This window comes from Pseudomonas mandelii (assembly GCF_002251635.1).
Lineage (GTDB): Bacteria > Pseudomonadota > Gammaproteobacteria > Pseudomonadales > Pseudomonadaceae > Aquipseudomonas > Aquipseudomonas mandelii_B.
In genome coordinates, this window is the sequence record NZ_NMOJ01000034.1 from 26,213 (window position 1) to 47,175 (window position 20,963).

Annotated in this window: 20 protein-coding genes; 8 read left to right on the forward strand and 12 right to left on the reverse strand. The window is 56.2% G+C overall.

Going from position 1 to position 20,963, the window contains the following annotated elements; all coding sequences use genetic code 11:
- The first annotated feature begins 48 nt into the window (after positions 1 to 48).
- Positions 49 to 948 carry a LysR family transcriptional regulator gene (locus B7L09_RS05260; protein ID WP_094468000.1) on the forward strand — a complete coding sequence of 300 codons (900 nt, stop codon included), beginning with the start codon at positions 49 to 51 and terminating at the stop codon, positions 946 to 948.
- Positions 949 to 1,214: 266 nt separating this feature from the next.
- Here B7L09_RS05260 and B7L09_RS05265 read toward each other — a convergent pair whose 3' ends face one another.
- The 3 genes from B7L09_RS05265 to B7L09_RS05275 all read right to left on the reverse strand — a co-directional run bounded on the left by B7L09_RS05265 (position 1,215) and on the right by B7L09_RS05275 (position 4,442).
- The gene (locus B7L09_RS05265) at positions 1,215 to 2,045 is read right to left on the reverse strand and encodes a type 1 glutamine amidotransferase domain-containing protein (protein WP_010458998.1); all 831 of its coding nucleotides are present in this window, start codon (positions 2,043 to 2,045) and stop codon (positions 1,215 to 1,217) included.
- Between the two features lie 271 nt (positions 2,046 to 2,316).
- The gene (locus B7L09_RS05270; RefSeq protein WP_094468001.1) at positions 2,317 to 3,066 is read right to left on the reverse strand and encodes a creatininase family protein; all 750 of its coding nucleotides are present in this window, start codon (positions 3,064 to 3,066) and stop codon (positions 2,317 to 2,319) included.
- A 62-nt stretch (positions 3,067 to 3,128) separates the two neighbouring features.
- Positions 3,129 to 4,442, reverse strand: coding sequence for an MFS transporter (locus tag B7L09_RS05275; protein WP_094468002.1), 1,314 nt, complete (start codon positions 4,440 to 4,442; stop codon positions 3,129 to 3,131).
- A 138-nt stretch (positions 4,443 to 4,580) separates the two neighbouring features.
- On the opposite strand from B7L09_RS05275, the gene B7L09_RS05280 reads away from it, so the two are divergent.
- Positions 4,581 to 5,513 (forward strand): LysR family transcriptional regulator, encoded by a 933-nt coding sequence (locus B7L09_RS05280; RefSeq protein ID WP_094468003.1) that lies wholly within the window; start codon positions 4,581 to 4,583, stop codon positions 5,511 to 5,513.
- 132 nt (positions 5,514 to 5,645) lie between these two features.
- On the opposite strand, the gene B7L09_RS05285 is transcribed toward B7L09_RS05280, so the two are convergent.
- The gene (locus B7L09_RS05285) at positions 5,646 to 6,380 is read right to left on the reverse strand and encodes a FadR/GntR family transcriptional regulator (protein ID WP_094468004.1); all 735 of its coding nucleotides are present in this window, start codon (positions 6,378 to 6,380) and stop codon (positions 5,646 to 5,648) included.
- Positions 6,381 to 6,639: 259 nt separating this feature from the next.
- On the opposite strand from B7L09_RS05285, the gene B7L09_RS05290 reads away from it, so the two are divergent.
- Together B7L09_RS05290 and B7L09_RS05295 are read left to right on the forward strand one after the other, a co-directional pair.
- Positions 6,640 to 7,746, forward strand: coding sequence for a mandelate racemase/muconate lactonizing enzyme family protein (locus tag B7L09_RS05290; protein ID WP_083377142.1), 1,107 nt, complete (start codon positions 6,640 to 6,642; stop codon positions 7,744 to 7,746).
- Positions 7,747 to 7,850: 104 nt separating this feature from the next.
- Positions 7,851 to 8,792 carry an AEC family transporter gene (locus B7L09_RS05295; RefSeq protein ID WP_094468005.1) on the forward strand — a complete coding sequence of 314 codons (942 nt, stop codon included), beginning with the start codon at positions 7,851 to 7,853 and terminating at the stop codon, positions 8,790 to 8,792.
- 249 nt (positions 8,793 to 9,041) lie between these two features.
- On the opposite strand, the gene B7L09_RS05300 is transcribed toward B7L09_RS05295, so the two are convergent.
- A complete protein-coding gene (locus tag B7L09_RS05300) occupies positions 9,042 to 9,401 on the reverse strand; it encodes a DUF6124 family protein (RefSeq protein WP_094468006.1) in 360 nt (119 codons plus the stop codon).
- Between the two features lie 573 nt (positions 9,402 to 9,974).
- Here B7L09_RS05300 and B7L09_RS05305 point away from each other — a divergent pair.
- Both B7L09_RS05305 and B7L09_RS05310 read left to right on the forward strand, forming a co-directional pair.
- A complete protein-coding gene (locus B7L09_RS05305; RefSeq protein WP_094468007.1) occupies positions 9,975 to 11,063 on the forward strand; it encodes an NAD(P)/FAD-dependent oxidoreductase in 1,089 nt (362 codons plus the stop codon).
- Between the two features lie 179 nt (positions 11,064 to 11,242).
- Positions 11,243 to 11,725 (forward strand): hypothetical protein, encoded by a 483-nt coding sequence (locus tag B7L09_RS05310; RefSeq protein ID WP_010458980.1) that lies wholly within the window; start codon positions 11,243 to 11,245, stop codon positions 11,723 to 11,725.
- Between the two features lie 909 nt (positions 11,726 to 12,634).
- On the opposite strand, the gene B7L09_RS05320 is transcribed toward B7L09_RS05310, so the two are convergent.
- Complete coding sequence (locus B7L09_RS05320; protein WP_010458976.1) at positions 12,635 to 13,228, reverse strand: NADPH-dependent FMN reductase; 594 nt, start codon at positions 13,226 to 13,228, stop codon at positions 12,635 to 12,637.
- Positions 13,225 to 14,082, reverse strand: coding sequence for a sterol desaturase family protein (locus B7L09_RS05325; RefSeq protein ID WP_042932176.1), 858 nt, complete (start codon positions 14,080 to 14,082; stop codon positions 13,225 to 13,227). The genes B7L09_RS05320 and B7L09_RS05325 overlap by 4 nt, the downstream gene beginning before the upstream one ends.
- 67 nt (positions 14,083 to 14,149) lie before the next feature.
- Between B7L09_RS05325 and B7L09_RS05330 the strand changes: the two genes are divergently transcribed.
- Positions 14,150 to 15,112, forward strand: coding sequence for an AraC family transcriptional regulator ligand-binding domain-containing protein (locus tag B7L09_RS05330; protein WP_010458969.1), 963 nt, complete (start codon positions 14,150 to 14,152; stop codon positions 15,110 to 15,112).
- A gap of 222 nt (positions 15,113 to 15,334) precedes the next feature.
- Here B7L09_RS05330 and B7L09_RS05335 read toward each other — a convergent pair whose 3' ends face one another.
- The 4 genes from B7L09_RS05335 to B7L09_RS05350 form a co-directional block, all read right to left on the reverse strand.
- The gene (locus B7L09_RS05335) at positions 15,335 to 16,345 is read right to left on the reverse strand and encodes a zinc-dependent alcohol dehydrogenase family protein (protein ID WP_010458967.1); all 1,011 of its coding nucleotides are present in this window, start codon (positions 16,343 to 16,345) and stop codon (positions 15,335 to 15,337) included.
- Positions 16,346 to 16,401: 56 nt separating this feature from the next.
- Positions 16,402 to 16,698: an ArsR/SmtB family transcription factor gene (locus B7L09_RS05340; RefSeq protein ID WP_010458965.1), complete on the reverse strand. Its 297-nt coding sequence runs from the start codon at positions 16,696 to 16,698 to the stop codon at positions 16,402 to 16,404.
- Positions 16,699 to 16,962: 264 nt separating this feature from the next.
- Complete coding sequence (locus B7L09_RS05345; RefSeq protein WP_094468009.1) at positions 16,963 to 17,802, reverse strand: nitrilase family protein; 840 nt, start codon at positions 17,800 to 17,802, stop codon at positions 16,963 to 16,965.
- Positions 17,799 to 19,298, reverse strand: a complete 1,500-nt coding sequence (locus tag B7L09_RS05350) for a purine-cytosine permease family protein (RefSeq protein WP_094468010.1) — start codon at positions 19,296 to 19,298, stop codon at positions 17,799 to 17,801. The genes B7L09_RS05345 and B7L09_RS05350 overlap by 4 nt, the downstream gene beginning before the upstream one ends.
- A 148-nt stretch (positions 19,299 to 19,446) precedes the next feature.
- On the opposite strand from B7L09_RS05350, the gene B7L09_RS05355 reads away from it, so the two are divergent.
- Positions 19,447 to 20,346, forward strand: coding sequence for a LysR family transcriptional regulator (locus B7L09_RS05355; protein WP_094468011.1), 900 nt, complete (start codon positions 19,447 to 19,449; stop codon positions 20,344 to 20,346).
- Here B7L09_RS05355 and B7L09_RS05360 read toward each other — a convergent pair.
- Positions 20,343 to 20,873 carry a cysteine hydrolase family protein gene (locus B7L09_RS05360; RefSeq protein WP_094468012.1) on the reverse strand — a complete coding sequence of 177 codons (531 nt, stop codon included), beginning with the start codon at positions 20,871 to 20,873 and terminating at the stop codon, positions 20,343 to 20,345. The genes B7L09_RS05355 and B7L09_RS05360 overlap by 4 nt on opposite strands.
- Positions 20,874 to 20,963: the final 90 nt, after the last annotated feature.

Below are 20,963 nucleotides of genomic sequence, written 5' to 3' on the forward strand. Positions count from 1 at the left end.
TTGTTGAAGTTATAAGTACAGCTAATCAATTGCGCTAGGCAGGCTCCGATGCCACGACATAATCTGAACGACCTTTTGGCCTTTGTAACGGTCGCCAGGGAAGGCAGCTTCACCCGAGCGGCCGCCCTCTTGGGTGTCACGCAATCCGCCCTGAGCCAGACTGTTTCCGGGCTTGAAAAGCGGCTAAAAATCCGCCTGCTGACGCGTACCACTCGTAGCGTTTCGCCGACTAGTGCGGGGGAACGCCTGATGCAAGCCATTGGTCATCGTTTCGACGAGATCGAGGCCGAACTGGATGCTTTGACCGAGCTTCGTGACAAGCCGGCGGGCACGGTGCGCATTACCTGCGGCGATTTTGTCCTGAAGACAATCCTCCTTCCGCGACTCACGCCTTTGCTCCTCGAATACCCTGACATCAAGGTTGAGTTTGATATCAACTATGGCTTCCGGGACATCGTTGCTGATCGCTTCGATGCGGGAATCAGATTCGGCGACACCGTTGATAAAGATATGATCGCCGCGCCTATCGGACCTGAAGTACGGATGGCTGCGGTGGCATCGCCTTCGTATTTCGCACGCAACAGCATGCCCAAGAAACCGCAGGATCTGGTGAATCACACATGCATCGACATACGCTATCCAACGCTTGGCGGAGTTGACGCCTGGGAATTCGAAAAGCGTGGTCGAAAGATCAACGTGCGTGTCGTGGGCCAGGTCATTGTGAACACCAGCGCACATGTCCCGGCAGCGGCAGTTAACGGTTTGGGCATCGCATACTTACCGGAGGAAGAATTTGCACCGCACATTGAAGAGGGCCGCTTGGTGCGGGTACTGGAAGACTGGTGCCCTTTGTTTCCGGGTTATCACCTGTACTACCCAAGCCGTCGTTTGCCGACTCCGGCCTTTTCGCTGGTTCTTAGCGCTCTACGCGGTGAGGCTTTCTATTAACGCGGCGCGTGGGATGGAGGGGGGCTTTGGATCGAATGCGGTTACCACCTTTGATGCAGGGCATTGGAAGGCGGGAACCAAAACTATCGGGCGGTAAATCTCTAAACGAGGGCATTACGAAGCCGCCCTTGGGACTGGACGAAATGTGCGGGTGTCGTCTTCCGACACATAAGAAACAGGACGCACCAACGCCCGGATCTACCGGGCGCTGGCCAAGTTGAGAAGCCGCAGGTTCAGCCAGGTTTGCCCGGAACGGCCGCCCAGGATTACTTCAGTTTCGCCAGCATGGCCACGGCGACTGCCTTGGCCGACTGTGGGTTCTGGCCGGAAATGACTTCGCGATCTTCGATCACATTCTCGCTCCATGGCTTGGCTTCGGAGAAGTTAGCACCGGCTGCCGTCAGGCCATCCTGCGGGAACAGTTTCATATGGCCGCCGCCGAGGAAACCTTTGGCCTGCTCCTCTTCCGCGTCGGTGAAGGCGGTGACTTTGTAGCCCTTGTAAATCCAATTGGCTGGCGCTGCCGGCTGTTTGCCCGATTCCAGTGCAGAGACAAAACCGTGCGCATCCGGGATCGCCGACAACATGGCTATGGTGCCATGGCAGGTGAAGCCGGTGATCTTGCCTTTTTCATGGAAGTTGGTCAGCAGTTGGCCCAGTTGCTTGTCCTTCAGCAGATCCTGCATCGGGATATGACCGCCAGGCACGAATACAGCATCGAACTTGTCGTAGCCGATTTTCTGAACCTGCGCGAAGCTGATTGCCGGCGAGCCGCTCTTCGAGGTCAGCTTCAGCGTGTCCAGCAGCGCAAGACTTTCCTGACGGGCCTTTTCATCGCCGCCCCAGAAGCTCACATCATTGGATTTCTGGTCTGCGGTTGGCGCCTTGCCGCTAGGGGTGGCAAATACGACGGTTTGACCCGCCTCGATGAAGGTCTGTACCGGTTGCATTAATTCGTTCAGGAAGAAGCCTGTTTGCATGACCTTGCCGTCTTTCAGGTCCAGTTGAGCCTGATCCGACAGTACAACCAATACCGTGCCGGCGTTGGCATAGTTAGCGGCAGCGGTTAGCAGGGCGGCAATAATGGTTTTTTTCACGCGATTCTCCAGTAGCAATGGTTTGTTGGCGCCATCTTATTACTAGAGCAGAGAGTGATAGAGCCCCTGAATTGAATTTCACTTATTACACTGGGTAATGAATAGTTGGGGCTTGCTGTCGCTGAAGTGCTAGGCCTGCGGTTGAAATTTTCTCGGTGAAAACTCCGGGGCATGGATAACCCTCTGCGGGTGTCGTCTTCCGACACATAAGAAACAGGACGCACCAACGCCCGGATCTACCGGGCGCTGGCCAAGTTGAGAAGCCGCAGGTTCAGCCAGGCATTGATTCGCGGCTGAAAGCCTCCACCTCCCGCACCAGGCTTTTTGCTGCCAACATCACCAGTTCACNGCCTTTTTCCACCGTCGCCAGGGCCGGGTCCGAGCCCATGCGACCATCGGGGAAGCGTGCGCGGAAGTCCANCGCTTCGCGGATCGGGCCCCAAGGGGCGATCTGCGGCGAGTATTCAGCCGACTTGATCGAATCCGGGTAGGCCCATTGTGTGACCGCGATCTCGGACGGCGTGGCATGAACACCGTGCCCCGTAGGGAACTGCTCGCGCGCAAGCTCCCCTACCCCCTCAAGGTCCCACCAATTGCACAACTTCAGCGCGAACCCTGACGGGCGTCGAGCGAAGCTGGCTTCGGCGTAGAGCTCCGAGAACGCCGCCTCAATCGATGCAACGTTGCCACCGTGGCCATTGAGAAAGAGGATTTTTTCAAACCCGTGAGCGGCCAGCGAGCGCACCCAATCGCCAATCGCCGCAATGAAGGTCGACGGACGCAGCGAGATGGTGCCGGGAAAGCCCAGGTGGTGCTGGGCCATGCCGATATTGAAGGTCGGGGCGATCAGGATGTCGGCATTCTGCTGCGCCTCATGGGCGATGATCTCCGGGCACATCCAGTCAGTGCCCAACAGGCCGGTAGGACCGTGCTGTTCGTTCGAACCGATCGGGATCACGATGGTGCGGCTGCGTTGAAGAAATTGACCGATCTCGGCCCAGGTCGACAGGTGTAAAAGCATTTGAGTTCTCACTTTTAAAGGGTTCCTTGCGGAACATGACAAAGGACGCGGGTGGCAGCAGATCAACCCGCACTGTATTCCGGAATCGCGCCGTCACGGGTTTTCGGCTTGGTCGACAGGATCACCAACGCTGCGCACAAAAATACGCAACCCACGATAACGATGCCAAGATTCGCGCTGCCGGTTGCGGTTTTTGCCCAGCCGATCATGGCCGGCCCCCAGAAGCCGCCGGAAAGACCGATGGTATTAATCAAGGCAATGCCGCCCGCCGCCGCCTCGCCCTTGATGTGTTCGGAGGGCATCGCCCACAACACGGTGTAGGCCATGAACATCATGGCGGTTGCCAGGGTCAGCAGCGCCAGCGCGGCCATCAGGTTGCCGTCGGCAAAGGGGTACACAAGCAGCAGGATCGCGCCGATCCCCGCAGGCACTGCGCAGTGATAGCGTCTTTCACCGACACGGTCCGACCGGCGCCCTATCCAGTACATGCCGCAAGCGGCGGCGACATAGGGAATCGCGGCGTACCAACCCAGTTGCATGGTGTCGTTGACGCCCTGGGCCTTGAGGATTGCCGGCAGCCAGAAACTCATGGCGTAGATCGAAAAGATGATGCAGAAATAGGCGCTGGCGAGAATGTAGATTTTCGGGTCGCGCAACACCGCACGGAACGAATGGACGCGCCCGGTCGATTCACCCAGCTCACTGGCCAGCAAGGCCTTTTCTTCATGGCTCAGCCAGCGCGCCTCAGCGGGTCGATTGGAAAGGATGAAGAAGGTCAGCACACCAAGGAAGACGCACGGCAAGCCTTCAATCAAGAACATCCACTGCCAGCCGGCCAGACCGCCAACGCCTTCGAACGTGGTGATCAACCACGCAGACAGTGGGCCGCCCACAATGCCGCCAATGGGGCCGGCGATAAACACGATCGCAATGGCCCGCGCCATACGCTTCGGGCCGTACCAGCAGGACAGGTAATAAATCATGCCCGGTGCAAAACCGGCTTCGAACACACCCAGCAGAAAACGCATGGCGTAAAACATCGGCACGTTGCGCACGAACAACATGCAGGCCGAGGTGATGCCCCAACACACCAGAATGCGGCTAAAGGTTTTCCGTGCCCCTACCCTCGGCAACATCAGGTTGCTCGGCAACTCGAACAACACATACCCCAGAAAGAAAATACCGGCGCCCGCGCCATAGGCCGCATCGGAAAGTCCAAGGTCATTCTGCATCTGAAGTTTGGCAAAGCCGACGTTGATCCGGTCCAGATACGCAAATACATAACAGATGAACAGGAGGGGCAGCAGCCGCCAGTTGAGCTTGCGGTAAAGGGCTGAAATGGCATCACTTCGTGCCGGCGTCTGAAGAGTTGACATGCGAATCTCCCGTTTTTCTTGTTGGTCTGCGTTCGTCCTCAAGAATGTTGCACCGGCACCTCATGACCAGCAAGAGCAACTAAGTTCGTGTAGTGTTGCTCTACAGGCAACGCTACATCTCTGGAGAGAGTTCCCGGCATGCGCGAAATCAATCAACAACGGCTTCGGTATTTTCATGAGGTGCTGACGCACGGATCGATTCGTGGCGCGGCCGACAACATCAACACGTCGCCCTCGGTCATCACACGCCAGATCAAGCTGCTGGAAGAGGAAATCGGCGCCAAACTGTTCGAGCGCCAGGCACGTGGCGTTCAGCCCACCGAGGCCGCGGCGCACCTGCTGGAGTTCTGGCGCGGCTATCGATCGCACCAGGAGAAACTCGAAGATCAGTTGCAAGCGATCAAGGGCCTGCAGCAAGGCCATGTACGTGTCGTCATCAGCGAGGGCTATGTCGATGTGTTGGTCGACAACGTGCTCGCGCCGTTCTGCAAGCAGTACCCCAAACTTGATGTACGGCTGGACATCCTGCCCGTCGACGACGTCCTCAACGAAGTCGCCGAAAACCGTGCGCACATCGGCCTTGCGTACAATCCGCCGCCGCATCCGCACATCGACTACCGCGCGACGTTTTCGCAACCGGTGATGCTGTTGGTTCGCCCGGATCATCCATTGGCATTGCGAGGCGCGGCGGCAACCGTCGAGGATATCCTCGCCTGCCAACTGGTCCTGACGCCCACGACATTCGGTATCGGTCATGCGATCAAGATGCTCGAGTACGCCGAGAAAATCGAGATCCGCCCGGTACTCGTCAGCAACTCCCTCGCGGCGCTCAAGCGCATGGTGGAGGACGGAGGTTTCGCTTCGCTGCTTGGCGAATTCGCGGCCTATCGGGAAATCGCCAACGGCAGCCTGGCAGCGGTAGCGATCGACCATCCGTTGTTTCTTGGGGTTGAAGCAAAACTGCTGGTGAAGTCCGGTCGACCGTTAGCCGCTCCTGCTCAAGAGCTGCTGAACTGGATGCTGCAGCGCTTGCCGATGTTTGCGTCTGGTACAGGAGTGTCGAGTGCATGACCAGAGACAAGTCATCCCTATTCCCTTGCCTTCTCTCTTATTGGAACAGACGTGTTCGAGATGATCGGAAGACCAAAGGACAACCTTCCCAAGTTGTAGAACAACGAAACAAGATCCGCTCAGCTCAAACCATCAGAAAAATGTGATCTCGTAGCCGAATCGTGAGGCTGCGTTGACGATATGTTCCCCCATGATCTGCCGTGCCGCCGTCGCATTTCGATCGACAAAAGCCTGCACGAGCTCTTCATGCTCCCCGCGCGCAGCATGCGGAATGTTGCTGAACACCGGGCCTCGCCGCGCGAAGTTCAGGGTGATCAGTGCGCGCATTGGCTCGAGCACTGTGCGAATCATCGTCTCGAGATAGTCGTTGCCCGACGCTGCCGCAACGGCCCTGTGAAAATCGAGGTCGGCGTTGACGGTTTCCAGGGTCGGTTCGCCTTCGTATTGCATGCGCAGGACCGCGGCCTGAATGATTTTCAGCTTGGCCGGAGTCATGTGCGACGCGGTGAGCGCGGCGGCCTGGCTTTCCAGCACCGCACGCACTTCAAACATGTTTCGGATGGTGTTGTCACCGTCCAGCATCGGCGCACTCGCCTGCGGTACCAAAGGCTCTGACGCTTGGGAGGCGGCGGAGACAAAGACGCCAACGCCCTGGCGAGACTGAATCAGCCCCTGCGCCCGCAGCGTGGCGATGCCCTCGCGCACCACGTTGCGGCTGACGCCGAAGTTCTGCGAGAGAAACTGTTCAGTGGGCAAACGGTCTCCCGGCCGCAGCCGCCCGGAAGCAATCTCGTCACTCAGCGAGCGGGCGATGTGCTCGGCCAGATGAGGTCGCCGCGTTACGGGTTGCACATTCATTTCACTCATTCTTTTTCTCCCCTCACTTGTCTTCTTAATCTACATCAGAAGACTTGTTCCTGACAGTTGAAACTGAAATTCGCCAAACACATCAATCATATTTCCTTTTAAAAACAATTAATTAGTAAACACATAGGCCGAAATCTACCGAAACGGCACAGTTGTTCCGTCGAAGGACAACAGGATGTTGTGTACGTTGCCCTCAACCTGGCTCGGACGAATAAAAAATCGCCGTGCCAGCTTCGCAACCCGCCTGAGGCGCAATCCTATGAAAATTGCCAGCATTGAAACCATCCCGCTTCGTATTCCCTTCACCACGGGTGGCCCTTCGGCCGGCGGGGTCTGGGGGCCGAAAGACCTGCAAATGGTCGACTCTCTCGTGGTCAAGATCACCACCGACGACGGTATCGTTGGCTGGGGCGAAACCTTCGGCTTCACCGCGATCCCTGCAGTAAAAGTGGTGATCGACACCATCCTTGCACCTGAACTGATTGGCAGCGATGTCACTCGACGGGAGAAGCTACAGGGCGATCTGCAGAGGAAATTTCACGTTTTCGGTCGCAGCGGCGCGTTCATCTATGGCCTCTCGGCGATTGACATCGCGCTGTGGGACATCGCGGGCAAAGCCGCCGAAAAACCGATCTACCAATTGCTGGGCGGCAGTGAGGCCACGTCTCTTGCGGCGTATGCAAGCCTGATCCGGTATGCAGATCCCGAACTCATCCGCGTCAATGTGCAGCGCGCGGTCAACAGCGGTTTCCGCCACCTCAAGTTGCACGAGGTGGATATCGACGTCATCCGCGCTGCGTGTGAGGCCGCTGGCCCCGGCGTGGAAATCACTCTCGACGTCAACGCTCCGTGGACGGTGCGCGAAGCGCTGGACATGACCGAAAAACTTCGTCCGTTGAACCTGCGCTGGATCGAAGAACCGGTGTGGCCGCCGGAAGACTATTCAGGGCTGGCAAGGGTGCGCGCGCACGGCGGCATCCCGGTTGCGGCTGGCGAGAATGCCTCGACACTCATGGACTTCCAACACCTGCTTGAGGCCGGCGCTGTGGATTTCGTGCAGCCAAGCCCCGCCAAAATGGGCGGCATCACCGAACTGCAAAAAGTCTATGCGCTGGCCAACGCCCACGGCGTCACCGTGATGGTCCACGCCTTTTATGACGGCCCCGGCCTGCTGGCGGCGGTGCATGGAAGTGCAGCCCTGGGCGGCGCCAAGTCACTGGTCGAATGGCGTTACTTCGATCTCGAAGCGCAACTCTATGGCGACGCCATCATTCCGCGTAACGGACGCATCGACGTACCTCAAGGGCCGGGGCTCGGCATCGAGCCAGACCAGGACGTCATCCGGGACTACCGCTTCAAACCTTGACCCCATAAGCCGCTGGCTCATTGCAGCGTTGATCGACGCCGACGTGTCGGCCTCGATCAGCCATGACGACATTCTTGATAAAAATAAATACGAGGATTGATGACATGTTAGACAGGATCGTAGGACCCATCTTGCCCGTCGCCTTTGTGATCGCGCTGGGCTATATCGCCGGCAAGCGCGGACGACTGACCCATTCGGACAGCCTGCTGATCAGCCGCCTGGTGCTGGGCTGGATATTCCCGGCGTTGCTTTTTGTCGGGATGGCGAGCACGCCCCGTGAACAGCTCTTCGACTTCAAGTTCATCGTGGCGACGTTCATCGGCATCATGGGCATGTACACGATAGCGCTGGCGATCGGCTGGTTCAGCACTCGCGATCTCAAGGTGGCAACGCTCAAGGGCTTCGTCAACGGTTATCCGGACGCCGCCTTCATGGGCATCCCTATCCTGGGTGCAATGTTCGGCGCGGGCAGCATCTACTCGGTGCTGGTGCTCAACCTGGTCGCAAGCCTGGTGATGATCCCGCTGACAACCATGTTGCTCACCATCGCCGATGGAAAGGCCAGTGGCGGCCAGGCGTTTTTGTCGAGCCTTTCAGGGGCGGTACGTCGTCCACTGATGTGGGCGCCGGCCTTGGGGATTCTACTGTCCGTGCTGCAGGTCAAGTTACCTCCGCTTGCGGCGGAGTCTTTCACCCTTCTCGGCAAGGCCACGCCCGGTGTATCCCTGCTGTGCCTGGGACTGATCATGTCGTCGGAGAAACTGAAAATGTCCGGTGAAGTCTGGGGCAACCTGGGGCTCAAGCTGCTCATTCACCCAGTGTTGATGTTCGGCGCCACGGTACTGCTCGGCACTCATGGCCTGTACGCACAACAGATGATCCTGCTTTGCGCCCTTCCATCGGCGACGATTCCGGCGATGTTTGCGAACCAGACCGGCGCTTATCAAAGCGAAGCCGCAACCTCGATTCTGGTCAGCACCGTGCTGTCGATCGTGACGTTTTCTGCGGCGATCTACCTGATTGATGGAGGCCTTGCCGCTGCTTGATTGCGGGCTCGCGCAGGCCAGGCTGAAATCGCTGCGGCGGCAGAGGCGTTAAATAAACGCGCCTGAGGCTGATACCACCACCATAAAAAACGGGACGCCAAAGCGTCCCGTTTCTATGAAAACCGATAGCACAAACAACAAACAACCTGTGGCGACGGAGCTTGCTCCCTCGCCACAGAACAGCGGNGATAGCACAAACAACAAACAACCTGTGGCGACGGAGCTTGCTCCCTCGCCACAGAACAGCGGTTACACGGATGGCTCAACCTTATCCAACACCCGATTCGCCGCAACCTCCGCCACCATGATGCTGTTTGAAATGCCCAGCAAGGCATAACGCGACTCCCCCTCCAAATGATCCACCAACTGATGAACCATCACATCCACCGACGCCAGCGTCTCGACCAAAAAAACCGCCAGGGTTTCGGCCGTGGCTTCTGGGTCTACGGAAAATAGCTTGCTGGAGGTACGCGGGGTGGCTTTTATGTCGGCGCTTGATGGGAAGTGGAAATCAAGAGCGCGTTCGGCGGCGTCGTTGAGTTTTTTTGAATCGGGTTCGTAGGGGGAAACTGGATCGGTGTCGGGTGGGTTGGGCGTAATTTTGAACATACCTTAGGTTCCTAATGGTGTGCCAACCCTCTTGCTGCTAAACGAGAGGGAGGCAGCTGCACGCAGGTTAGCAGACCGGGAAACCTAAGAAGCCGGCGCGCCCAAGGGCGCCCTGCGCACAGCCACCATCAAAATGCAGGCGAAAACCTGACTGATAGAAGCGTCGTGCGTCTTAGGTTATCCATGGGCTGCTAAACCCGATCACTGATGAGCAGTGACACGGATCAAGTTACCGAGCGACCTAAAAGCGCACAAGCCGGCGGATTCTGGTGCAGTCGTAGGCAACGGCGCAAGGTTTTGTAGCTTTCAGGACGTAACCTTGAGGGCGTTTAAACACGCGCTCTCAAGAGTTGTTGAAAAAGCTGATACGCGCTTCCTACAGACGGAGAAAGCTTCGAAAAAACTTAGGAAGCCACTGCCGAATTTACAAGATTACCGTCGCAAGTGTGAAAGCAACGTGCTCTATTGAATCAGTCAGCTATCGGCCAGAAGCGGACATTCTATTCAGAGTGATTGGCACCGCCAGCCAGTCCGCAACCTCTCGCCTTTTGGGACTCGCATAAACAGCCTAAGATGCGTTTTGAAAACGGCGGAAATGGTCAGGGCAGACGAGTCGTTGTCATTGGTGCAGGCATCGTTGGCGCGTCATTGGCGTATCACTTGGCCGGTAAAGGCGCGAATGTCACCTTGGTAGAGGCTGAAGATATAGCTTCGGGAGTGACTGGCAGCTCATTCGCTTGGCTCAATACCTCACACCCCGAACCTGATCCAATTGCGCAACTGCGCGGCTCTGCCATCAAGGAGTACCGCCGACTCGAAACGCAGCTGCCTGGTCTGGAGATACGATGGACAGGTGCCTTGTCTTACAGCGTGATGGCGATTGGAGCGCTGCCGATCCCAGGTCACCAGGCTTCGGCAAATCTGGTGTCTCGATCGCAGATTCTCGACCTTGAACCAAATCTCAAGAACCCTCCCCAGTCTGCTCTATATGCGGCTGAAGAAGGAGCGCTGGACGCAGTGGCAGCTACGCATGCGTTGATCGCAGGTGCCCAGGCGTATGGGGCGAAGATTCTCACTCAGACGCGAGTGCTCGGTTTTGTAACCCAGAGTGCAACGGTGACCGGAGTCGAAACAACAATAGGCATCATCGATGCCGATATTGTCGTATTGGCAGCCGGGACAGGCATCACGAAGCTGACAGACATGCTTGGAGTGTCCCTGCCGATAGAGGCCTCGCCTGCCATTTTCATCCGTTACAAGTCACAACCCAACCTCGTGCACACCCTCATCTCCAGCCCTGAAATGGAAGTGAGGCAAAGTTCGGATGGTGCGTTGCTGGCGGCAGAAGATTACCTGGACGACGCCATGGAAAATCAGCCGGCAGCGATAGCGCTTCGAACTGCCAAGACAATCCAGAACGAACTCCATGGTGTTGTTTCCATAGATCCGGAATGGGCTTGTGTCGGACTCAGGCCCATGCCTGCCGATGGCATCCCCATCATCGGTTATCTACCCAAAGTGGGTGGCGTCTATGTTTGTGCAATGCACCCCGGAATTACTTTGGCGGCGATAGTGGGACGTCTGGCCAGCGAGGAGATCATCGATGACAAGGCGTCCAGTTCCCTTTGCCCATGCCGGCCCGATCGATTTTTGCAAGCGTAGGGGATCCTCTTGTGAGGCAGCAATAGGTCATTTCCGGCCTCTCGCGGAGATAGAATAGCGACCGCTGGTTCTTTCTGTGATGGGCTGATGCTTCGTCCGGTCGATATCAGGCATAACCCGTAGTCGATGCCTTATGAAGCTCCACCCTTAAAACTCCAACACTCCGCGATGGAATGAGAATGTCTAAAAAAACCATCTATGCCAAAGAATTCGACATCTGTGTATCGATGTCAGATTTAGTAACCTGGGAAGGTGACCGGAAGGCTCCCAGCGCCGACCTGCAGGCGGTATTTACCACCCTTGAAATTCCAGTCAACATTATCGAACTCCACGAGTTGTATTTCGCCCACCTTTACAACGGCTACGGCGACGTGCATGTGTATCATGCTCAAAATAACGGAGGCAGTATTTTCGCAATCGACTTGTATCGAGAGCTCACGGACCAGCAAGATTTGACAGGTCTATTTCTGCGTATTGAAAGCCCTGCATTTGATCAGGCACTCGCCCATCTCCGGTCATTCTTTGACAGCGCCAGGTGCCAAGTTGCCTTTGAGCAGGCAAGCTACTCTAGGCGACTTCGCGAAACGCTTGACGAAAGCAGATACCCTCGACTGGTCGAAGTCGATCACGACTTTATACAGCAGCATTACACTCATCGGTGACGCTAGCCAACCAGACACTGCACGCTCGCTGAAATTATCCGGGATCTTGCTGAAGCTGCTTGGGATGAGCACATCACGTTCGTCGATGCTTCGTACGAGGAAATGGGTAAAGCGTGACCCAAGAGCGGACAGTCGACCTTAGCTTCCCAAGCGCGTGCGCAAAGACCAGGTCTTGGGCAACAATCGACCAGACGGGAACGGAACGCAGGTCACCATAATCGAAGGAATGTTTGTTATGAGCCACCTTAACAACGACTTGAGGGCCGATTTCGTTGAGGCACTTGAGGAAATCTCGACGCTGATGTCCATTGCATACGACCAGCTCGGCCCTGTACCGGAAGANCATGCATTAGCTCAGGCAGGTTTAGAGAATGGTGGTGAAATAGTTCTGGATTATGTCGATCACAACGAGGCTGGAGTAGCGTTCGAACACCTGCTTTACATGATTGACGAACCACCGCTCGTTGTTTCTGAAAAATGCATAAAAATTTTAGCTCGGATCGCAAAGACCTTGAAGATGCCATTCACGAGGTGACAAAAATTTACCCACCTGAAGGTCAGCTTTGGGTCGATTTCTGTCCTTCGTATCAGACAGAAAATCGGCCAGAAGCAGTGTGGGCAGTCAGGCAAATCCCGCCCCTGAACAGTACGTCGCTAAAAAACTCATGAGCGGTTTACACAAAAAAGTAGAAGTCGGCCCTTCCCTACCTCGGCATCTATCGCTGCATCTTAATTGCTGGTGCGTTGATGGTGGTTTTTAACCATGCCAACCGCGTATCCGTTTGACTTAGATCAACCCGTCGATGCAACACCCTGCTCGCTCAATATTGAATGTTTTTGCATCGACGTGGTTGAAATGCACACATTAGCGCAAGGTTTATTTATTCAATTCGTTGAGGTGCGACAGTTTTACATCCCCGTAGAAAACTCAGGTGGGTGTTTGATTGCAGTTCGTATCGTGCGTAAGGCGTCATCGTATTGACAAAGTAAATGCAAAGCCCAGTCGATACGTGTGCGGATGCGAATATCATTTTCGTCTGAGGGAATTTCGCTATTCATCATCGATTCAACATTTCTTATGATGAGTTGTTCAGGCAAATACATGATCCGGCTGTTTTTGTAGCTCGAAGCACGCAATTCAGCAATTGGATAGGCTCCCCCGAGCCCAGCCGAAACCCCCACCAGGAGCGCTGGCTTGTGTCCAAGTTCACCGAGTCCTGCGTACAAAAAGAAATTTTTCAGCGCCGGGCAAGCCATGCCATTCCACTCCGGGCTGATCACGATCAGTGCGGTAGCTTTTTTGAGGATGGTTTGCTGGACATTCCAGATTCCATCAATGTCTTCTTCTGGCCACAGCGGTAGCCGACTGGAAGCCAAGTTCAGCAGTTCGCCTGAATCACAAAGACCAAGTTGCTCTAATCGGTCGCGCAAATATTTTGCGACTTTGAGTGATTGGCTGTTTGATCTATTCGATCCAGACAGCAGAACGATATGACGGCTCATTGCGCCACCTTCTGTTTAGCCTTGTGTGCTTTGGGGGTGACACGGCGTGAACGCACGATGGGCCAGAACAACTCTTCTTTCCAGCTGATCGGTGACAAGTGTTCGATGCCGTATAAGGGCGGACGCCGGCGGGTAATTTTGGCCGTACCGAACAGGATGTCCCAGAAGAACAACAGGTTGCCGAAGTTGCCCTTGTAATGCGTGACACCATCCTCGGCAGTCAAGCCGTGATGGGCTGAATGAGTGGAGGGGGTGGAGATCGTTCGCTCCAGAACCCAGACAATAGGACGCAACACACGGATGCCATACAGTTTGTCATCCCACGCAACGCTGCTGTGCGCTGCGAAGATGACGATCATCTTCAGGATCAGATAAACATAGTAAATATGCGCAAGCCCTAGATAGATCAGTAGGCCGGACAGCCAGATGCCGGGCATCAGCATGTAGTAGAAGCTGTTGTTTCGATAAACGATGCGGACACTCATGTAGGGCGCGGAGTGATGAGCGCGGTGCAGCGCATAAAGTGCCGGGACCCGATGTGTCAGTCGATGCCACCAGTATTGAGTCATGTCATCCAGTACTAGAAACAACACGAACCCTGCGACCCAAGGAATGGTGGCCAAGGCGCCTTTCATTTCCGGAACAGCCAGGCTCAGGATTTTTCCACTGAGCCACATGACACTGGGGAACGTGATTGCAACCAGGATCCCGGAGCCTATGACTTCGATCAGTACGTCACGCTTCCCGCTCGACGGGTGTCGGAGCGAAGAACACGCGAGTTCCAGCAAGATGAAGGCAAGGAATATCCCGGCCACTATTACGGAAGGATTGTTGGCGAGCATTATTGTATTCATGGCACTCTCGATTAAGGCCCTTGCGGGCAATGCCCTTTCATTAGAAGCCAACGAGTAAGCCGTCCCTATGCGCGAAACGGACAAAATTGAGCGAGAACAGGTCAATCGTTCCCCCCAGCGCTTTCACCGCGGCAAACTGGGCCAGGTGCTGGAGCGTTTCCTGGATAGCCAGGCCTTGAGAGAAAACAGGGATTACAGCCTGATCGAGCTGGATCAGCTTTGGCGCGAGGCGGCGCGCATCGATCCGGCGATCGGGTTGAAACTGTTCACGCTATTCACGCCTCAGGACTGGCACGTCCTGGCCTATCTGTGCTTGTACAGCCCCGACGTTTTATCATCCATGAAGCTTTGGGCCCGGTACGCGCGGCTTGCGGCGGACACAGACACGGTGAGACTGCTCAATGATGAAAACGGCGTCGGCATCGAGCTGTGCGTCGATGCGCCCAGTGAGCTGGCGCGCTATGTCATTGAGCACTACGGCGCAATGTCCATCGCGCAGTTGCGGCGTGGAACAGGGCAGCAGGTGCAGCCGGTCCTGGCAAGATTTACTCACTCTCGTCCGTCGTATTACAAGCAATACACCCAATGGTTTGGGGGCCGTGTCGAGTTTGACTGTCCGATTAACTGCTTCTATTTCGATGCTCGAAGCTTGAGCCTGCCGATGCAGACACGTCATCACGGGATGCTTGAGTTATTGACCCAGGAACTGGATCGACGGATCGCCGTGCATCGGAATTTCAGCGGTTGGTCAGCCAAGGTTGCTGAAGGAGCGCGACGATCTCTAGCGAGAGGTGAAACTCCCAATCTGGACAATCTGGCGAAGGCGCTGCACCAGACGCCAAGGACCTTACGGAGACGACTGGAAGAGGAAGGTACAACCTTCAGGCAATTGCTCGATCAGATTCGCGCAGAATTGGAACTGCATCTTGAATTGCAAGGAGAGTCATTAACGGAGATTGCAGCTCAACTAGGCTACAGCGATTTGACGGCGTATCTCCACGCCCGAAGTCGATGGCGTGACAGGAAGTAATGTGGCGGGCCCGAACTTTTCGGAACAACAGCGTTACCTCACAAATCACCTCATCCCACGCCAGTAATTTCCTTTGAAAAAAGGGGACGGATTTATTTTTAACAGCGCTTCAGGCACCTGGATCACAAATAAATCAGCCCCCTTTTACACATGGCTGCCGGTGCGACAGGGAGCAATGGGCTCTTTGAGATAGGCATATGGATCATGCCCATTCATGTGGGCTTAGATATCCAGACAAATTTTGCCGAAATGCTGGTTGGTTTCCTGATACTTGAACGCTTCGACAATCTCGCTCAAAGGGAAATGACGATCAATAATCGGGCGCATGCCATTAGCATTGATGGCTCGGATCATGTCTTGCTGCTGGCTGCGGCTACCCACCAATACACCCTGCAGACGCACTTGCTTGATCAGTGCCGGTACAAAATTCATTGCACCGCTTACGCCACTCAATATCCCGATGACGGAAATGTGACCAGCAACCCGAATTGCAATCATCGACTGCTCAAGCGTCGCAGGGCCGCCGACTTCGATGATGTGGTCAACACCACGGCCACCCGTTAGAGCGCGTGCAGTTTCGCCCCAGTTAAGGTCTTTGCGGTAATTGATGACATGATCGGCGCCTAGAGCTTTCAGACGTTCAAGTTTTTCGTCGCTTGAAGAGGTAGCAATGACGGTAGCACCGGCCATTTTAGCGAACTGCAGGGCGAAAATTGAAACGCCACCAGTGCCTTGGACGAGCACGGTGTCGCCCGGCTTGAGTGAGTCATCGGCCATCAGGGCGCGCCATGCAGTAAGGCCAGCGGTGGTAAGCGTCGACGCTTCAGCATGGCTGTAGCCAGTAGGCGCGAGGGTAAACGATGTGGCTTTGGCCGTCACTTGCTCACGAGCGTAGCCGTCAATGCCATCGCCTGGCACGCTGACAAAGCCTTCAACCAGTGGCACACCGTCGATCCACTCCGGGAAGAAGGTGCTGACGACCGAGTCACCCACCTTGAATTCAGTGACATCGGGGCCGACAGCAATGACTTCACCTGCACCATCGGCCATGGGGATGCGTTTTTCGCTAGGGCCCCACATACCGCTGACCACCGCAAAGTCGTGGTAGTTGAGCGAGTTGGCGTGAAGTCGTACGGTGATTTCGCCGAGCGCTGCGGCTTGGACTTCGCTGCTGCCAACCACAACGTTTTCATAGCCGCCACCGGGTTGGACGAAGATCGTTTTGCTGTTCATAGGAGGGTTCCTTATGTTTTCTAATTACGCGAAATAACGAAATGAAAGTTTAAAAATTACAATTCGATGATCAACCTGGCCGCAAAGTCGTCAATTGCCTGCTCATTGCGCCGGTAGTAAGTCCACTTTCCGATGCGGGTGGTTAGCACGAAGCCTGCGCGCTGCAGGATAGCTAAGTGTGCTGACGCGGTAGAAGGTGAAAGCCCTGCCTTGTGCTGCAAATGGGTTACGCACACCCCTATCGCAGGATCTCCATGATCCTGAGGTGGGAAATTATTAAGTGGGTCTTTGAGCCACTCCATCATTTGCATGCGAGTGTCATTGGCCAGGGCTTTGAGCTGTTCGAGTATCATGGTCGGCAATGCTACGCTTTTTTACGAAATGTTCAATAAATAATCTATTAGCATTGGCAAGGGTTTGAAATCAAAAACACTCATCCAGCTGAATCGCCCCTACTTTTGTCGATGTATTGGATGACTGCTTGAACTGTACCGCTCAAATCCCGCCCCTGAACAGTACGTCGCTAAAAAACTCATGAGCGGTTTACACAAAAAAGTAGAAGTCGGCCCTTCCCTACCTCGGCATCTGATATGCCAAAACAGGAACGGGATACCACTTCACCCCCCAACACATCCATACAACCCCAACCGCCGATCCCGATGCAAATCATTACGCGTACTAATCCGCTTATTCCGCGCCTCAGCAAGGTTAAGTGTCGCCAACAAAATCTGCTCCCCCCCCTGCTCCGCCGGCCCGGCCAACGGGTAACCATCCGCATCAACAATCACCGAACCCTGCACCCAACCCACCCCACGCTCATGCCCATGCCGATCACACGCGGCAATGAACATCCGGTTCACCGACGCATTGGCCTGAACCCGTACCACTTCCGCCGGGCGCTCGGTGGGCGGCCTCGGCCCATCGGGCCAGTTGACCGGCGCGCAGAGCAATTCTGCACCGGCCAGTGCCGGCAGGCGCACCCATTCAGGAAACTCCAGGTCGTAGCAAATCAGCAGGCCGATCCGTCCATGGACCGTTTCGACCACTGGCGGCGCGTCGTTGCCGGGGCTGAAGATTTCGCTCTCCGCGTCCCACAGGTGCGCCTTGCGGTACACGGCGCGCAGGCCCTGGGCATCGATCATCGCCGCGCTGTTGGCCAGTTCATCGCCTTGCAGTCGCTCGCAGAATCCGCCCACGACAACGACGTTCAATTCCTTCGCCAGCGCCGTCCACAGCCGCAGGGTTGGTCCGTCGGTTGTTTCGGACAAGGACAACGCTTCGTCACGGTCAGCAAACAGGTAACCGCTCTGCACCAGTTCGGGCAGCACCACCACTTGCGCACCTTGCAACGCCGCTGAACGAATCGCCCGTTCTGTCAGCGTCCGGTTGTAAGCGAGGTCGCCGATTTTCGGTGCGACCTGGCAGCAGGCGACCACGGTATTTTTCACGCTGTTCAACGGCCCTCCTCCATAGGTTGATGAGCCATGGCAACCATGTCGCTCTCGGTGATTGAGTCGATGATCCGGCGTTCGTATTCAAGGTCGATCGAACGGCTGAGGAGGTAGTACGTCAGGCCTGAAACCACCAGGCCGACCAGCCAGGCGATGTCCACGCCTTCGAGCATGCGCGCCAGCGGGCCGACGAACACTTCTTTGCCGGCGGCGGCATCGAAGATGTAGAAGAACGGCACCATCGCGGCAAAACCGATCAGGTACGAGACGATCCCTCGGAATTGCCAGGCACCGTAGATGCCCTTCGGTGTGAAGAAATGCGGGATCGCGTAGCGGCCTTTGCGCACGAAAAAGTAGTCGACCAGATTGACCGCGGTCCAGGGCACGAGGAAGTACAACAGCAGCACGAGGAAGGTGTTCAACAACGCGATGCCATCGCCTTTGATCGACAGCACGCAGGTCAACAGGATGAGGCTGATCGCGGAGATCGACATGACTCGGGCGCGAGGGGTTGGCGTGATCTTTTTGATCGAGTCGACGCCGGTCAATAAAGTCAGCATAGCGCTGTAGGTATTGAGCGCGATGATCGGCAGGAAGCCCAGCACCGAGACGATGACCAGCACATTGCCCAAGCCTGGGATCATCGACGATCCGACCTGGTTCAGCGCCACCAGCGCGTCCGCCGCTTTCAACTGCTGCGCGAGCCAGGCGCCGAGGCCGATCATCCAGCTCCCCGACAACGATGCGCCGATGAAGATGGCGGCGATCAGTTTTGGCCGGCTGGTGTTTTTCGGCAGGTAGCGGGAATAGTCGGAGACATAGGGCGCGTAGGAGATGTTGTAGCTCGCGCCGATGGCAAACAGCGTCGCGAACGCAACCCAGTTGAAGCCCAGATCGGTCGCCGGTGTGACGCCCTCTTGCCCGGCGCCGAAGATCAAGGCGATGGTGACCAGCGCATACAGCGGCAAGGTCGCCATCAACGCCCATTTGAAGGCTTTATGCATCAGGTCGTGGCCGTAGATCGACAGCAGCGCGCCGATCAACACCACGGCAACGGCGACAATAGTCGGGTCGATGCCGAAGACGTGTTCGAGGCCGTTCATGATCAGCGAGATGTTCACCACGTTGAAGCCGACAAACACAAACATCGTCGCGATCAAGGCCAGGATCACGCCGCGATAACCAAACTGGGCACGGGACTGGATCATTTGCGGCAGGCCCATTTCGGGGCCTTGCGAACCGTGGAAGGCCATGAAGATGGTGCCGAACATGATCCCGAGCGCACCGGCCAGCATCGTCCACAGCGCCGACAACCCAAGGCTTGGGCCGACAAAACCGATGGAGATGGTGAAGAAGTGGAAGTTGCCTAAAAACCAGAAAGGCCCTTGGCTGCTGAGCTTGGCGTGACGTTCGTTTTCCGGAATGTAATCGATCGAGTGGCCTTCGATGGCCAACCCGCCACTCGCCTCAAGGGCGTGCGCAGAATGAGGAGACCCTGACATACGATTGTTCCTATGCAGTTGATTGTTGTTTTTATGGGCAAAGCGCCGGTTTCATTGCAATGTAGGGCCTGGATCAGGGCTATAAAATATCGCAGGCACACTGTTTACATAGATCCGCGTCTATGTGAATGAACATTGAGGGACACCCATGCTGGGCACTGTATCGGAACTGGATCTGCGCTTGATCCGGGTCTTTCTCACCGTCGTTGAGGCGGGCGGCATTTCGGCCGCGCAAACCGCGCTCAATACCACTCAACCGACTATCAGTGCGCAACTGGCGACGCTGGAAGCGCGGGTGGGATTTCGCCTGTGCGAGCGAGGGCGCGGTGGATTTTCGGTGACGCCCAAGGGCGGCCAGTTTGTCGAGGCAGCCCGCCGGTTGCTGGCGGCGGCCGAAGGTTTCCGGGTGGAAGTCCAGCACATCAATCGCAAGGTGTCGGGCAACATCAACATCGGTTTGCTCGGTCAGATCGACCCCGTTGCCAACAAGAAGATCGCCCTCGCTATTGCGCGCTTAAGGGCCCGCCATGAGGGGTTGTATTTCCACTTCACGGAACTGTCGTCGTCGCTGCTGGAAGAGAAAATCATCAACAGCCATATTGATCTGGCGATCGGTTACTTCTGGCACCGCTTGCCGAACATCGATTACTTCCCCTTGTTTCAGGAAACCCAGATCGCCTACTGCGCCCCGGCTCATCCTCTGTTCGAGCATGTGGGCGAGCTGACCCGGGATGACGTCCGCGATTACGACTGGGTATGGCCCAGCCACCCCTTGCCGGAAATGCCCGCGCCCACCTCGATTGAACGCCTGACCGTGCTCACCGACAGCATGGACGGCGCGGCGCTGCTCATTCTGTCGGGGCAGCATCTGGGGTTTCTGCCGCAGCACTATGCGGCGAAGCATGAACAGCTGGGGCAGTTGCATCCGCTGAATCCCGAGCTGCTTCGCTATGAGGTGGGGTTTCATGCAGCGGTTCGGCATTCGGCGCGGCAGCGGGATTTGGTGAGCGCGTTCCTGAACGAGCTGATCGATGTTTTCGGTTCTTAGATGTGTATTTTACTGGCCGGGATAACGTCGATCCGCGCCACAGACCCAGTCAGGTGCGCCAGATCCTTGTTGTGCTCGGCGATGATGTCGTCGGCAGTCATATTGCCGTTGTCGACAGTGGAATGAGCGTCGGCAACAAGCACCACGTCGTAGCCCAATGCCAGGGCCTGGCGAACGGTGGCGTTGACGCAATAGTCGGTTTGCAGGCCGCAGATAATCAGGCGATCAACCTCCCGCTTTTGCAGCAATTGACGCAGGCTGGTCTGGTAGAACGAATCCGGTGTGGTTTTGCGCACCCGCAGGTCTTGCGGTGACGTTTCCAGTCCGCCGGCCAGTTGCCAGCCTTCGGAGCCGTGTTTCAGCAGGTCGCCCTCCTCGTGCTGGATGAAGATGACCGGTATCTCGGCTTCTCGGGCCCTGGCGCTCAGGCCGTTGATATTCTCGATGACGCGTTTGATCTCAAAGCATTCGTATTCGCCGGTGCACAGGGCGTGCTGGACGTCGATGATCAGCAGTGCAGTGGTCATGGGCTCAGGCCTTAAAGTAGTCCTTCAGATTAAGGGGTACGCCACCTGCTCCCTGGGGCCGAGTACAGATTGCGTACCGTCGATAATGCC

Excerpts from the sequence above, each read along its gene's own strand:
- B7L09_RS05340 (WP_010458965.1), bottom strand. The coding sequence starts at position 16,698 with ATGATACTCGAACAGCTCAAAGCCCTGGCCAATGACACTCGCATGCAA.
- B7L09_RS05260 (WP_094468000.1), top strand. The coding sequence starts at position 49 with ATGCCACGACATAATCTGAACGACCTTTTGGCCTTTGTAACGGTCGCC.
- B7L09_RS05300 (WP_094468006.1), bottom strand. The coding sequence starts at position 9,401 with ATGTTCAAAATTACGCCCAACCCACCCGACACCGATCCAGTTTCCCCC.
- B7L09_RS05325 (WP_042932176.1), bottom strand. The coding sequence starts at position 14,082 with ATGAATACAATAATGCTCGCCAACAATCCTTCCGTAATAGTGGCCGGG.
- B7L09_RS05335 (WP_010458967.1), bottom strand. The coding sequence starts at position 16,345 with ATGAACAGCAAAACGATCTTCGTCCAACCCGGTGGCGGCTATGAAAAC.
- B7L09_RS05360 (WP_094468012.1), bottom strand. The coding sequence starts at position 20,873 with ATGACCACTGCACTGCTGATCATCGACGTCCAGCACGCCCTGTGCACC.
- B7L09_RS05280 (WP_094468003.1), top strand. The coding sequence starts at position 4,581 with ATGCGCGAAATCAATCAACAACGGCTTCGGTATTTTCATGAGGTGCTG.
- B7L09_RS05350 (WP_094468010.1), bottom strand. The coding sequence starts at position 19,298 with ATGTCAGGGTCTCCTCATTCTGCGCACGCCCTTGAGGCGAGTGGCGGG.
- B7L09_RS05320 (WP_010458976.1), bottom strand. The coding sequence starts at position 13,228 with ATGAGCCGTCATATCGTTCTGCTGTCTGGATCGAATAGATCAAACAGC.
- B7L09_RS05295 (WP_094468005.1), top strand. The coding sequence starts at position 7,851 with ATGTTAGACAGGATCGTAGGACCCATCTTGCCCGTCGCCTTTGTGATC.
- B7L09_RS05355 (WP_094468011.1), top strand. The coding sequence starts at position 19,447 with ATGCTGGGCACTGTATCGGAACTGGATCTGCGCTTGATCCGGGTCTTT.
- B7L09_RS05330 (WP_010458969.1), top strand. The coding sequence starts at position 14,150 with ATGCGCGAAACGGACAAAATTGAGCGAGAACAGGTCAATCGTTCCCCC.
- B7L09_RS05275 (WP_094468002.1), bottom strand. The coding sequence starts at position 4,442 with ATGTCAACTCTTCAGACGCCGGCACGAAGTGATGCCATTTCAGCCCTT.
- B7L09_RS05290 (WP_083377142.1), top strand. The coding sequence starts at position 6,640 with ATGAAAATTGCCAGCATTGAAACCATCCCGCTTCGTATTCCCTTCACC.
- B7L09_RS05285 (WP_094468004.1), bottom strand. The coding sequence starts at position 6,380 with ATGAGTGAAATGAATGTGCAACCCGTAACGCGGCGACCTCATCTGGCC.
- B7L09_RS05310 (WP_010458980.1), top strand. The coding sequence starts at position 11,243 with ATGTCTAAAAAAACCATCTATGCCAAAGAATTCGACATCTGTGTATCG.
- B7L09_RS05305 (WP_094468007.1), top strand. The coding sequence starts at position 9,975 with ATGCGTTTTGAAAACGGCGGAAATGGTCAGGGCAGACGAGTCGTTGTC.